Origin of the sequence: Streptomyces sirii, from assembly GCF_045690365.1 — a bacterium.
In the GTDB taxonomy this organism is placed as follows: domain Bacteria; phylum Actinomycetota; class Actinomycetes; order Streptomycetales; family Streptomycetaceae; genus Streptomyces; species Streptomyces sirii.
Window position 1 is genome coordinate 4,239,016 of the sequence record NZ_CP147982.1, and the last position, 13,192, is coordinate 4,252,207.

Here is a 13,192-nt window from a genome sequence, read left to right on the forward strand (position 1 = left end):
CTGCACGGCAACGGCCGCCGCCCGAACCCGAGTGGGTTGCGGGCGGCGGCCGTTGTGCGTGTCGGCTGCCGTGCCTCAGCGCACGAAGACCCCGGCCTGCCCGGCGAGGTCGAGGAAGTACTGCGGCGCCAGACCGAGCACCAGGGTGGCCGCGACGCCGATGGCGATGGCCGTGGTCGTCAGCGGGCTGGGGACCGCGACGGTCGGGCCTTCCGCCTTGGGCTCGTTGAAGAACATCAGCACGATGACGCGGATGTAGAAGAACGCGGCGATGGCGGAGGAGATGACACCGACCACCACGAGCCAGCCCGCGCCGCTTTGCGCCGCCGCCTTGAAGACCGCGAACTTCCCGGCGAAGCCGGAGGTCAGCGGGATACCCGCGAAGGCCAGCAGGAAGACGGCGAAGACCGCGGCCACCAGTGGCGAACGGCGGCCGAGCCCGGCCCACTTGGACAGCTGGGTGGCCTCGCCTCCCGCGTCCCGCACCAGGGTGACGACGGCGAAGGCGCCGAGCGTCACAAAGGAGTAGGCGCCGAGGTAGAAGAGCACCGAGGAGATGCCGTCCTCACTGGTGGCGATCACACCGGCGAGGATGAAGCCGGCGTGCGCGATGGAGGAGTAGGCCAGCAGCCGCTTGATGTCGGTCTGGGTGATGGCGATGATCGCGCCGCCCAGCATCGTGATGATCGCGACGCCCCAGAGCACCGGCCGCCAGTCCCAGCGCATGCCGGGCAGGACGACGTACAGCAGCCGCAGCAGCGCGCCGAAGGCGGCGACCTTCGTGGCGGCCGCCATGAAGCCCGTGACCGGGGTCGGCGCACCCTGGTAGACGTCCGGGGTCCACATGTGGAACGGGACCGCGCCGACCTTGAACAGCAGGCCCATCAGTACCAGCGCCGCGCCGATCAGCAGCAGCGCGTCGTTGCCCATGGTGCCGGCCAGCGCCGGGTCGATCTGCTTGGCGCCGTCCGAGATCACCTCGGCGATCCCGGCGTACGTCACGGTGCCGGCGTAGCCGTACAGCAGGGCGACGCCGAAGAGGAGGAACGCGGAGGAGAAGGCGCCGAGGAGGAAGTACTTGACGGCGGACTCCTGCGACAGCAGTCGCTGGCGGCGGGCCAGCGCGCACAGGATGTAGAGCGGGAGGGAGAAGACCTCCAGGGCGACGAAGAGCGTCAGCAGGTCGTTGGCGGCCGGGAAGATCAGCATGCCGCCGATCGCGAAGAGGGCGATCGGGAAGACCTCGGTGGTGGTGAACCCGGCCTTGACCGCGGCCTGTTCGGCCGGGCCACCGGGGACGGCGGCGGGCTGGGCCGCGAAGGAGTCCACCCGTTTGCCGTGCGCCGCCGGGTCGAGCCGGCGCTCGGCGAAGGTGAAGACCGCGATCAGGGACACCAGCAGGATCGTGCCCTGCAGGAACAGGGCGGGGCCGTCGACGGCGATCGCACCCATGGCGGCGATATGCGCCTTGGACGAGCCGAAGCCGCCGGCCGCCAGGCCGATCACCGCGGCGAACGCGGCGGCCAGCGTCACCAGGGACAGCAGCAACTGGGAGTGGTAGCGGGCGCGGCGCGGCACGAACGCCTCGATCAGCACGCCGATCACCGCCGCACCGAGGACGATCAGCGTCGGCGACAGCTGGGCGTACTCGATGTGCGGCCCCGGGATCTTGCCCGGTGCGCCGGCCGCCACCGTCCACAGGCTGTGGACACTTGCCACGGAACTCACTTCGCGGCCTCCACGTCTTGATCGTTCGCGGCGTGGCCGTGCCGGCCTCCACCGGGCACGGCGTTCACCTGCACAGTGGGCTTGGGGTCTCGCTTGTCCACGACGGACAGGGTGTGGTCGACAGCCGGATTGACGATGTCGGTGAGCGGCTTCGGATACACCCCCAGGAAGATCAGCAGCGCGATCAGCGGCGCCACGACCACCAGCTCCCGCACCCTGAGGTCGGGCATGCCGGTCACCTCGGCCTTCACCGGCCCGGTCATCGTCCGCTGGTAGAGGACCAGGACGTAGAGCGCGGCGAGGACGATGCCGAAGGTGGCGATGATGCCGATCACGGGGTAGCGGGTGAACGTGCCGACCAGGACCAGGAATTCGCTGACGAACGGTGCCAGGCCCGGCAGCGACAGGGTGGCGAGGCCGCCGATGAGAAATGTGCCGGCGAGGACGGGGGCGACCTTCTGGACGCCGCCGTAGTCCGCGATCAGGCGCGAGCCGCGGCGGCTGATCAGGAAGCCGGCCACCAGCATCAGTGCGGCGGTGGAGATGCCGTGGTTGACCATGTAGAGCGTGGCGCCGCCCTGGCCCTGAGACGTCATCGCGAAGATGCCCAGGATGATGAAGCCGAAGTGGGAGATCGAGGCGTAGGCGATCAGCCGCTTGATGTCCCGCTGGGCGACCGCGAGCAGCGCGCCGTAGACGATGCTGATCAGTGCGAGCACCAGGATGGCGGGGGTGGCCCAGCTGCTGGCCTCCGGGAAGAGCTGGAGGCAGAAGCGGAGCATCGCGAACGTGCCGACCTTGTCGACGACCGCGGTGATCAGCACCGCGACCGGCGCGGTCGACTCGCCCATGGCGCCGGGCAGCCAGGTGTGCAGCGGCCACAGCGGCGCCTTGACCGCGAAGGCGAAGAAGAAGCCGAGGAAGAGCAGCCGCTCGGTGCCGGCGGCGATGTCCAGCTTGCCGGCCGCCCGGGCCTCGACGATCTGCTGGAGCGAGAACGTGCCGCCTCCGAGCTGGTCGGCGGTGACAGCGTACAGCCCGATCACCGCGGCCAGCATGATCAGGCCGCCGGCGAGGTTGTAGAGCAGGAACTTCACCGCGGCGTACGACCGCCGGCCGGCGGCCTGCTCCTCCCCGTCCGCACCCGCGCGGTCCCCGAAGCCGCCGATGAGGAAGTACATCGGGATCAGCATGGCTTCGAAGAAGATGTAGAAGAGGAAGACGTCGGTGGCCTCGAAGGAGATCACCACCATCGCCTCGACGGCCAGGATCAGCGCGAAGAAGCCATGGGTGGGCCGCCAGCGCCGGTTGGGCGTGGCCTCTTCGAGGGGGTCGGCGTCATGCCAGCCCGCCAGGATGATGAAGGGGATCAGCAGGGCGGTCAGCGCGATCAGGGCGACCGCGATGCCGTCCACGCCGAGTTCGTAGCGGACGCCGAAGTCCGGGATCCAGGCGTGCGATTCGGTGAGCTGATACGGGCTCTTGGCGCCGGGGTCGAAGCGGAACGCGACGACCAGGGCCAGCGCGAAGGTGATCAGCGAGAACAGCAGCGCGAGCCATTTGGCCGCGGTGCGCTTGGCGGCGGGCAGCGCGGCGGTGGCGATCGCGCCGACCGCCGGCACCACGGCCGTTGCCGTCAGCAGGGGAAACGACATGGCTCAGACACCCCTCATCAGCAGGGTCGCGGCGACGAGAACGGCGGCCCCGCCCAGCATCTGGACCGCGTAGGAGCGGACGAAGCCGCTCTGCAACTGGCGCAGCAGGCCGGAGAGTCCGCCCATGGAGGCCGCCGTGCCGTTGACCGCCCCGTCCACCAGGGAGCGGTCGAGTTGGACGAGCGTGGTGGTGACCTCGCCGCCGCCGCGCACGAAGACGACGTGGTTGAAGTCGTCCTGGAGCAGATCGCGGCGGGCGGCCCGGGTGAGCCATGAACCGCGCGGGGCGAGCTCCGGGACGGGCTTGCGGCCGTACATCATCCAGGCGACGCCGACGCCGACGAGCAGGACGACGACGGTCGAGGCGGTGACGGTGGTGGCGCTGACCGGGGAGTGGCCGTGCGCGAACGAGGTGACCGGCTCCAGCCACTTCACAAAGGCGTCGTTGACGCTGAACAGCGCGCCGGCGAAGACCGATCCGACGGCCAGCACGATCATCGGGAGCGTCATGACCTTCGGCGACTCGTGCGGATGCACTTCCTGCGGATTCCAGCGCTTCTCGCCGAAGAACGTCATCAGCATCACCCGTGTCATGTAGAACGCGGTGATCGCGGCGCCCAGGAGGGCCGCGCCGCCGAGGATCCAGCCCTCGGTGCCGCCCTTGGCGAAGGCCGCCTCGATGATCTTATCCTTGGAGAAGAAGCCGGACAGTCCGGGGAAGCCGATGATCGCCAGATAGCCGAGGCCGAAGGTGACGAACGTGACCGGCATGTACCGGCGCAGGCCGCCGTAACGGCGCATGTCGACCTCGTCGTTCATGCCGTGCATCACCGAACCGGCGCCGAGGAAGAGGCCGGCCTTGAAGAAGCCGTGGGTGACCAGGTGCATGATCGCGAAGGCGTAGCCGATGGGGCCGAGGCCGGCGGCCAGGACCATGTAGCCGATCTGCGACATCGTCGAGCCGGCCAGGGCCTTCTTGATGTCGTCCTTGGCGCAACCGACGATCGCACCGAACAGGAGGGTGACCGCGCCGACCGCGACGACGGCGGTCTGCGCGTCCGGCGCGGCATTGAAGATCGCCCCGGAGCGGGTGATCAGATACACGCCGGCGGTGACCATCGTGGCGGCGTGGATCAGGGCCGAGACCGGGGTCGGGCCCTCCATCGCGTCCCCCAGCCAGGACTGCAGCGGCACCTGTGCCGACTTGCCGCAGGCGGCCAGCAGCAGCATCAGCCCGATGGCGGTGAGCTTGCCCTCGGACGTGTCTGCGGTGGCCGCGAGCACCGGCCCGAAGGCGAAGGTCCCGAACGTCGTGAACATCAGCATGATCGCGATGGACAGGCCCATATCGCCGACGCGGTTGACGATGAACGCCTTCTTGGCGGCGGTGGCCGCGCTGGGCTTGTGCTGCCAGAACCCGATCAGGAGGTACGAGGCGAGACCGACGCCCTCCCAGCCGACGTACAGCAGAAGGTAGTTGTCGGCGATGACCAGGAGGAGCATCGCCGCGAGGAAGAGGTTGAGATAGCCGAAGAAGCGGCGGCGCCGCTCGTCGTGCTCCATATAGCCGATCGAGTAGATGTGGATCAGCGATCCGACACCGGTGATCAGCAGGACGAAGGTCATCGACAGCTGGTCGAGCTGGAAGGCGACATCGGCCTGGAAGCCGCCGACCGGGATCCAGCTGAACAGATGCTGATGCAGCGCACGGTGCTCGGGGCTCTTGCCGAGCATGTCGACGAAGAGCGCCACCCCGACGGCGAACGACGCCACCGCCAGGAGGGTGCCGATCCAGTGGCCGGTGCGGTCGAGTCGTTTGCCGCCGCACAGCAGCAGGGCCGCACCGACCAGCGGTGCCGCGACAAGCAGCGCGATCAAGTTCTCCACTTTGTGCGACCCCTTACAGCTTCATCAGACTGGCGTCGTCGACCGAGGCCGTATGACGGGTGCGGAAGATCGACACGATGATCGCCAGGCCGACCACGACCTCGGCCGCGGCGACGACCATCGTGAAGAAGGCGATGATCTGGCCGTCCAGATTCCCGTGCATCCGCGAGAAGGTGACGAAGGCGAGATTGCAGGCGTTGAGCATCAGCTCGATGCACATGAACATCACGATGGCGTTCCGCCTGATCAGCACCCCGGCCGCGCCGATGGTGAACAGCAGGGCGGCGAGGTAGAGGTAGTAGACCGGGTTCATTTCTTGGCCCCCTCCTTGTGCTCCTTCCGCGGCGCGCCACCGGACGGCGGCGGCGCGGGCTCGTCCTCGGTGCCGCGGCCCAGCCACTCCTCGGAGCGCTGCTCCAGCGCCTTGAGTTCGGCGAGCGACTCACCCGAGACATCGCGGATCTGGCCGCGCTCGCGCAGCGTGGGACTGACGGTCAGCTCGGACGGGGTGCCGTCGGGCAGCAGGCCCGGGATGTCGACGGCGTTGTGCCGGGCGTAGACCCCCGGGGCGGGCAGCGGGGGCACCTGCTTGCCCTCGCGGATCCGCGCCTCGGACTGCTCGCGCTGCGACTTGGCCCGCTCCGTGCGCTCCCGGTGGGTGAGCACCATCGCGCCGACGGCCGCCGTGATCAGCAGCGCGCCGGTGACTTCGAAGGCGAAGACGTACTTGGTGAAGATGAGCGCGGCCAGGCCCTGCACATTGCCGCCGGCGTTCGCCTCGCCCAGGCCGTTGAACTCCTTGAGCGAGGCGTTGCCGATGCCGGCGATCAGCAGGATGCCGAAGCCGATGCCCAGTCCGGCGGCGAGCCAGCGCTGGCCCTTGAGCGTCTCCTTGAGGGAGTCCGCGGCCGTGACACCGACCAGCATGACGACGAACAGGAACAGCATCATGATCGCGCCCGTGTAGACCACGATCTGCACGACGCCGAGGAAGTACGCGCCGTTGGCGAGGTAGAAGACCGCCAGGACGATCATGGTGCCGGCGAGCGAGAGGGCGCTGTGCACCGCCCGCTTCATCAGGATCGTGCACAGCGCGCCGATGACGGCGACGCTGCCCAGGATCCAGAACTGCACGGCCTCCCCCGTGGAGGCGGCCGCGGCGGCGAGGCCGGTCATGCCTGCACCTCCTCGTCGGAGGTCCGGTCCGGCTGCTCGTCGGGGCGCTCCCCCTTGGAGACGGCGACCTGGCGGACGGTGCCGGGCGCGGCCTCGGTCACCAGCCCGTTGTAGTAGTCCTTCTCCGTCATGCCGGGGTAGATCGCATGCGGTGAGTCGACCATCGTGTCCTGCAGGCCCGCGAGCAGCTCCTCCTTGGTGTAGATGAGCGATTCGCGGGACCGGTCGGCGAGTTCGTACTCGTTGGTCATGGTGAGCGCGCGGGTCGGGCAGGCCTCCACGCACAGGCCGCACAGGATGCAGCGCAGATAGTTGATCTGGTAGACGCGGCCGTAGCGCTCGCCCGGGGAGTAGCGCTCCTCTTCGGTGTTGTCCGCGCCTTCGACATAGATCGCGTCCGCCGGGCAGGCCCAGGCGCACAGCTCGCAGCCGATGCACTTCTCCAGCCCGTCCGGATGGCGGTTGAGCTGATGACGGCCGTGGAAACGCGGCGCCGTCGGCTTCTTCTCCTCCGGATACTGCTCGGTCAGCCGCTTCTTGAACATGGCCTTGAAGGTCACGCCGAAGCCGGCCACGGGGTTCTGGAACTCAGGCACCGTCGCCCCCCTTTCCATCGGTCTCATTTCCGTCACTGACAGTGTCCATCCGACCACTGACAATCAACTCCCGCTCCCGGCGGGGCCGTCGGCGCGGCACGGGCGGCAGGCTCTGCCCGGGCAGCGGTGGTACGGGGAAGCCGCCGGCCATCGGGTCGAAGGCGCCGTCGCCGTCCGTCTCCGGCTCTTCCTCACCTCGTCGGAAGAAGTCCACGACCAGGGAGATGAGCAGCAGCCCGACGGCGCTGCCGGCGACGTACAGCACGATCTGGGAGAAGTCGTAGCCCTCGTTCTTCAGCGCCCGGACGGTGGCGACCAGCATCAGCCAGACCATCGAGACCGGGATGAGGACCTTCCAGCCGAGCTTCATGAACTGGTCGTAGCGCACCCGGGGAAGGGTGCCGCGCAGCCAGATGAAGAAGAACAGCAGCAGCTGCACCTTGAGGGTGAACCACAGCAGTGGCCACCAGCCGTGGTTGGCGCCTTCCCAGAACGTCGACACGGGCCAGGGCGCCCGCCAGCCGCCCAGGAAGAGCGTGATCGCGACCGCCGAGACGGTGACCATGTTGATGTACTCGGCCAGCATGAACATCGCGAACTTGATGGACGAGTACTCGGTGTTGAAGCCGCCGACGAGGTCGCCCTCGGACTCCGGCATGTCGAACGGCGCACGGTTGGTCTCGCCGACCATGGCGACGATGTAGATGATGAAGGACACCGGCAGCAGCAGGACGTACCACCGGCTCTGCTGCGACTCCACGATGGTGGAGGTCGACATCGACCCGGAGTACAGGAACACCGCCGCGAACGAGATGCCCATCGCGATCTCGTACGAGATCATCTGCGCGCACGAGCGCAGGCCGCCGAGCAGGGGGTAGGTCGAGCCGGAGGACCAGCCCGCCAGCACGATGCCGTAGATGCCGACCGAGGCCGTGGCCAGGATGTAGAGGATGCCGATGGGCAGGTCGGTCAGCTGCATCGGGGTGCGCTGGCCGAAGATCGAGATCTCGTTGTCGGCCGGGCCGAAGGGGATCACCGCGATCGCCATGAAGGCCGGGATGGCCGCCACGATCGGCGCGAGGATGTAGACCGCCTTGTCGGCGCGCTTGACGACCAGGTCCTCCTTCAGCATCAGCTTGATGCCGTCGGCCAGCGACTGGAGCATCCCCCAGGGGCCGTGCCGGTTGGGGCCGATGCGCAGCTGCATCCAGGCGACGACCTTGCGCTCCCAGACGATCGAGAACAGCACCGTCAGCATCAGGAACGCGAAGCAGAAGACCGCCTTGATGACGATCAGCCACCAGGGATCGCGGCCGAACATCGACAGGTCTTCCTGTGCCAGCACGGTCTGCGCGGTGGCCAGTTGGCCGAGTTGCATCATGCGTCCACCTCCTTGGCCGGCGCCGGCGTGCCCGGGGCGGCGGAGATCTTCACCAGGTCACCGGGGCGCGCCCCGGTGTCGGCGGCGACGCCACCGCCCGTGGAGTTGAGCGGCAGCCACACCACCCGGTCGGGCATCGGCGTGACCTTCAGCGGCAGCCGGACCGAGCCGGCCGGTCCGCCGACCTCCAGCAGGTCGCCGTCCTTGACGCCGGCCTCCTCGGCGGTGGCCTGCGACAGCCGGGCGAGCGCGGCGTGCCGGGTGCCGGCCAGCGCCTCGTCGCCTTCCTGGAGCAGCCCCTGGTCCAGCAGGAGCCGGTGCCCGGCGAGGACCGCCTCACCGTCGGCGGGCCGGGGCAGCGGACGCCCGGTCTCCAGGGGCTCACCGGCGTACGGGCCGTCCCAGTTGCCGAGCCGGTCCAGCTCGCGGCGTACGGAGCGGATGTCGGGCAGGGCCAGATGGACGTCCATGGCGTCGGCGAGCATGTGCAGCACCCGGGAGTCCGGCTGCAGCTGGCGGCGGGTCATCTGGTCCGGCTTGAGCGCCGCCTCGAACAGCCGCGCCCGGCCCTCCCAGTTGAGGAACGTGCCGGCCTTCTCCACCACGGCCGCCACCGGGAGGACCACATCCGCCCGCTCGGTGACCTGCGAGGGCCGCAGCTCCAGGCTGACCAGGAACCCGACCTCGTCCAAGGCGGTCAGCGCGCGGGCCGGGTCCGGTAGGTCGGCGACCTCGACGCCCGCTACCAGGAGCGCGCTGAGCTCACCGGTCGCGGCGGCCTCGATGATCTGGCCGGTGTCCCGGCCGTGCCGGTGCGGCAGCGCGGCCACGCCCCAGGCGGCGGCGACCTCGTCGCGGGCCCTCGGGTCGGTGGCCGGCCGCCCGCCGGGCAGCAGACCGGGCAGCGCGCCGGCCTCGACGGCGCCGCGGTCGCCCGCCCGCCGCGGAATCCACACCAGGCGCGCACCGGTCGCGGCGGCGGCGCGCACCGCGGAGGTCAGCGCCCCGGGCACCCCTGCCAGCCGCTCGCCGACGACGATCACCGCACCGTCCGCGCGCAGCGCCTCGGCCGCCGCGCGCCCCTCGCCCTCCAGGCTGACGCCGCCCGCGAGCGCGTCCAGCCATTCGGTCTCGGTGCCCGGTGCGGCCGGCAGCAGGGTCCCACCGGCCTTGATCAGCCCGCGTGAGGCGTAACTGCCCAGCCCGTAGGTGCGCTGGCCGCTCTTGCGGTGCGCCTTGCGCAGCCGCAGGAAGACGCCCGGCGCTTCCTCCTCGGCCTCGATCCCGGCCAGCAGTACGGCCGGCGCCTGTTCCAGGGTGGTGTACGTGACCCCGCTGCCGTCCAGGTCGCGGCCCCGGCCGGCGACCTTGGCCGCCAGGAAGTCGGCCTCCTCGGCGCTGTGCACCCGGGCCCGGAAGTCGATGTCGTTGCTCTGCAGGGCGATCCGGGCGAACTTGGCGTAGGCGTAGGCGTCCTCGACGGTCAGCCGGCCGCCGGTCAGTACGCCGGTGCGGCCCTTGGCCGCGGTCAGTCCGCGGGCCGCGGCCTCCAGGGCCTCGGGCCAGCTCGCCGGCTCCAGTTCACCGGACTCGGAGTCGCGCACCAGGGGGTGCTCCAGCCGGTCGCGCTGCTGCGTGTACCGGAAGGCGAACCGGCCCTTGTCGCAGATCCACTCCTCGTTGACCTCGGGGTCGTTGGCGGCCAGCCGCCGCAGGATCTTGCCGCGCCGGTGGTCGGTGCGGGTCGCGCAGCCGCCGGCGCAGTGCTCGCACACCGACGGTGAGGAGACCAGGTCGAAGGGGCGGGAGCGGAAGCGGTACGCGGCGGAGGTGAGCGCGCCGACCGGGCAGATCTGGATGGTGTTGCCGGAGAAGTACGACTCGAACGGGTCGCCCTCTCCGGTGCCGACCTGCTGGAGGGCGCCGCGCTCGACCAGCTCGATCATCGGGTCGCCGGCGATCTGGTTGCTGAAGCGGGTGCAGCGCGCGCACAGCACGCAGCGCTCGCGGTCCAGCAGCACCTGGGTGGAGATCGGCACCGGCTTGGCGAAGGTGCGCTTCCTGCCCTCGAAGCGCGACTCCGGGTCGCCGACCTGCATGGCCTGGTTCTGCAGCGGGCACTCGCCGCCCTTGTCGCAGACCGGGCAGTCCAGCGGGTGGTTGATCAGCAGCAGCTCCATCACGCCGCGCTGGGCCTTCTCGGCCACCGGGGAGGTCAGCTGCGACTTGACGACCATGCCGTCGGTGCAGGTGATGGTGCAGGAGGCCATCGGCTTGCGCTGGCCCTCCACCTCGACGATGCACTGCCGGCAGGCGCCCGCCGGGTCCAGCAGCGGGTGGTCGCAGAAGCGCGGGATCTCGATGCCGAGGAGTTCGGCGGCGCGGATGACCAGCGTCCCCTTGGGGACGGAGATCTCGATGCCGTCGATCGTCAGGGTGACGAGGTCCTCCGGCGGGACGGCCGCCTCGCCGCCCCCCGAGGGAGCATTTGTCACGACGGTCATGCATTCACCCCCAGGTGAGCGTCGTTGTCGGCCCACAGGGTCGACTTGGCGGGGTCGAACGGGCAGCCCCTGCCGGTGATGTGCTGCTCGTACTCCTCGCGGAAGTACTTGAGCGAGGAGAAGATCGGCGAGGCGGCGCCGTCGCCGAGGGCGCAGAAGGACTTGCCGTTGATGTTGTCGGCGATGTCGTTCAGCTTGTCGAGGTCGTCCATCCGGCCGTTGCCGGCCTCGATGTCGCGCAGCAACTGCACCAGCCAGTACGTCCCTTCGCGGCAGGGTGTGCACTTGCCGCAGGACTCGTGCGCGTAGAACTCGGTCCAGCGGGTGACCGCCCGTACGACGCAGGTGGTCTCGTCGAAGCACTGCAGCGCCTTGGTGCCGAGCATCGAGCCGGCGGCGCCGACGCCCTCGTAGTCGAGGGGGACGTCGAGGTGCTCGTCGGTGAACATCGGCGTCGAGGAGCCGCCCGGCGTCCAGAACTTCAGCCGGTGGCCGCGGCGCATACCGCCGCTCATGTCGAGCAGCTGGCGCAGGGTGATGCCCAACGGGGCCTCGTACTGGCCGGGGCTCGCGACATGGCCGCTGAGCGAGTAGAGCGTGAAGCCCGGGGACTTCTCGCTGCCCATCGACCTGAACCAGTCCTTGCCCTTGTTCATGATCGCGGGAACCGACGCGATGGATTCGACGTTGTTCACGACAGTGGGGCAGGCGTAGAGGCCGGCCACCGCGGGGAAGGGAGGACGCAGCCGGGGCTGTCCGCGACGGCCCTCCAGGGAATCGAGCAGCGCGGTTTCCTCACCGCAGATGTACGCGCCGGCGCCCGCGTGCACGATCACGTCCAGGTCGAGTCCCGAGCCGAGGATGTTCTTCCCGAGGAAGCCCGCCGCATAGGCCTCGCGTACGGCCTCGTGCAGCCGGCGCAGGACGGGTACGACCTCACCGCGCAGATAGATGAAGGCGTGGTGCGACCGGATCGCATGGCAGGCGATCACGATCCCCTCGATGAGGGAGTGCGGGTTCGCGAAGAGGAGGGGGATGTCCTTGCAGGTCCCGGGCTCCGATTCGTCGGCGTTGACGACGAGGTAGTGCGGCTTGCCGTCGCCCTGCGGGATGAACTGCCACTTCATCCCGGTGGGGAAGCCGGCGCCGCCGCGGCCGCGCAGGCCGGAGTCCTTGACGTAGGCGATGACGTCGTCGGGAGGCATCGCGAGCGCCTTGCGCAGGCCCTCGTAGCCCTCGTGCCGGCGGTAGGTCTCCAGCGTCCAGGACTCGGCCTGGTCCCAGAAGGCGGACAGGACGGGCATGAGGAGTTTCTCCGGGCTCGCCTCTCCCCCGGCGTGCGGCCGGGAGGTGCCCCCGTGCTCGGCTGCCACTGTCATCACTCCCCCTCCTCTGCTGTGGGCCCGGCCGGGTGCTGGTCGTCGGAGGCCGAGGTCTCGTGCGGTGCGTCGTGGGAACTGGGGTGGCCCGAGGGCGCCTGCTCGGCGGAGTGCCCGGACGGGGGCTCGTCCGTCGGGTGGTCGGTGGTCGTCCGCGGGGCGATGACGTGGTCGGCGCCGCGGCCCGGTGCGGCCTCGCCCTTGGCCAGGCGCAGTCCGATCAGGGAGGCGGATCCGGCGCCGCCGGTGGCCTCGACGGCGCCCGGCCGCTCGTCCGGGAATCCGGCGAGCATCCGGGCGGTCTCCTTGAAGGTGCACAGCGGTGCGCCGCGGGTGGGCTCGACGGTGCGGCCCGCCCGGAGGTCGTCGACGAGCCGCCGGGCGGACTGCGGCGTCTGGTTGTCGAAGAACTCCCAGTTGACCATCACGACCGGGGCGAAGTCGCAGGCGGCGTTGCACTCGATGTGTTCGAGGGTGACGGCGCCGTCCTCGGTGGTCTCGCCGTTGCCGACGCCGAGGTGCTCCTTGAGCTCCTCGAAGATGGCGTCGCCGCCCATCACCGCGCACAGGGTGTTGGTGCAGACGCCGACCTGGTAGTCGCCGCTCGGCTTGCGGCGGTACATGGAGTAGAAGGTCGACACCGCGGTGACCTCGGCGGTGGTCAGGTCCAGCTGCTCGGCGCAGAAGCGGATGCCGGTGCGGGTGACGTGCCCTTCCTCGGCCTGTACGAGGTGCAGCAGCGGCAGCAACGCCGAGCGCGCGCCGGGGTAGCGGGCGATCACCTCCTTGGCGTCCGCCTCAAGCCGGGCCCGCACCTCGGCCGGGTAGTCGGGGGCCGGGAGCATGGGCATCCCCAGGCTGGTGGGGGTTTCGGGGGTTCCGCCCC

Annotated in this window: 10 protein-coding genes; all 10 read right to left on the bottom strand. The window is 69.9% G+C overall.

Annotation, left to right across the window (positions count from 1 at the left end; translation table 11 throughout):
* Positions 1-75: 75 nt before the first annotated feature.
* Genes nuoN through nuoE form a run of 10 tightly spaced genes read right to left on the bottom strand, consistent with a single transcriptional unit; the run spans position 76 to position 13,157 of the window.
* Positions 76-1,728 carry an NADH-quinone oxidoreductase subunit NuoN gene (gene nuoN, locus WAB15_RS18945; protein WP_407286962.1) on the bottom strand — a complete coding sequence of 551 codons (1,653 nt, stop codon included), beginning with the start codon at positions 1,726-1,728 and terminating at the stop codon, positions 76-78.
* Entirely contained in the window at positions 1,725-3,383 is a 1,659-nt protein-coding gene (locus tag WAB15_RS18950; protein WP_407286963.1) for an NADH-quinone oxidoreductase subunit M, read from the bottom strand. The genes nuoN and WAB15_RS18950 overlap by 4 nt, the downstream gene beginning before the upstream one ends.
* Before the next feature lie 3 nt (positions 3,384-3,386).
* On the bottom strand, positions 3,387-5,270 hold the full coding sequence (gene nuoL / locus WAB15_RS18955; RefSeq protein WP_399146496.1) for an NADH-quinone oxidoreductase subunit L: 1,884 nt from the start codon (positions 5,268-5,270) through the stop codon (positions 3,387-3,389).
* Between the two features lie 13 nt (positions 5,271-5,283).
* Complete coding sequence (gene nuoK, locus WAB15_RS18960; RefSeq protein ID WP_350730467.1) at positions 5,284-5,583, bottom strand: NADH-quinone oxidoreductase subunit NuoK; 300 nt, start codon at positions 5,581-5,583, stop codon at positions 5,284-5,286.
* Positions 5,580-6,446 (bottom strand): NADH-quinone oxidoreductase subunit J, encoded by an 867-nt coding sequence (locus WAB15_RS18965; protein WP_407286964.1) that lies wholly within the window; start codon positions 6,444-6,446, stop codon positions 5,580-5,582. Before WAB15_RS18965 ends, nuoK begins: the two co-directional genes overlap by 4 nt.
* Positions 6,443-7,060, bottom strand: coding sequence for an NADH-quinone oxidoreductase subunit NuoI (gene nuoI / locus WAB15_RS18970; protein ID WP_407286965.1), 618 nt, complete (start codon positions 7,058-7,060; stop codon positions 6,443-6,445). The genes WAB15_RS18965 and nuoI overlap by 4 nt, the downstream gene beginning before the upstream one ends.
* Positions 7,035-8,423: an NADH-quinone oxidoreductase subunit NuoH gene (gene nuoH / locus WAB15_RS18975; RefSeq protein ID WP_399146493.1), complete on the bottom strand. Its 1,389-nt coding sequence runs from the start codon at positions 8,421-8,423 to the stop codon at positions 7,035-7,037. Before nuoH ends, nuoI begins: the two co-directional genes overlap by 26 nt.
* Entirely contained in the window at positions 8,420-10,927 is a 2,508-nt protein-coding gene (locus WAB15_RS18980) for an NADH-quinone oxidoreductase subunit G (protein WP_407286966.1), read from the bottom strand. Before WAB15_RS18980 ends, nuoH begins: the two co-directional genes overlap by 4 nt.
* Positions 10,924-12,306, bottom strand: coding sequence for an NADH-quinone oxidoreductase subunit NuoF (gene nuoF, locus WAB15_RS18985; RefSeq protein ID WP_407286967.1), 1,383 nt, complete (start codon positions 12,304-12,306; stop codon positions 10,924-10,926). Before nuoF ends, WAB15_RS18980 begins: the two co-directional genes overlap by 4 nt.
* A complete protein-coding gene (nuoE, locus tag WAB15_RS18990; protein WP_399146490.1) occupies positions 12,306-13,157 on the bottom strand; it encodes an NADH-quinone oxidoreductase subunit NuoE in 852 nt (283 codons plus the stop codon). Before nuoE ends, nuoF begins: the two co-directional genes overlap by 1 nt.
* Between the last annotated feature and the right edge of the window lie 35 nt (positions 13,158-13,192).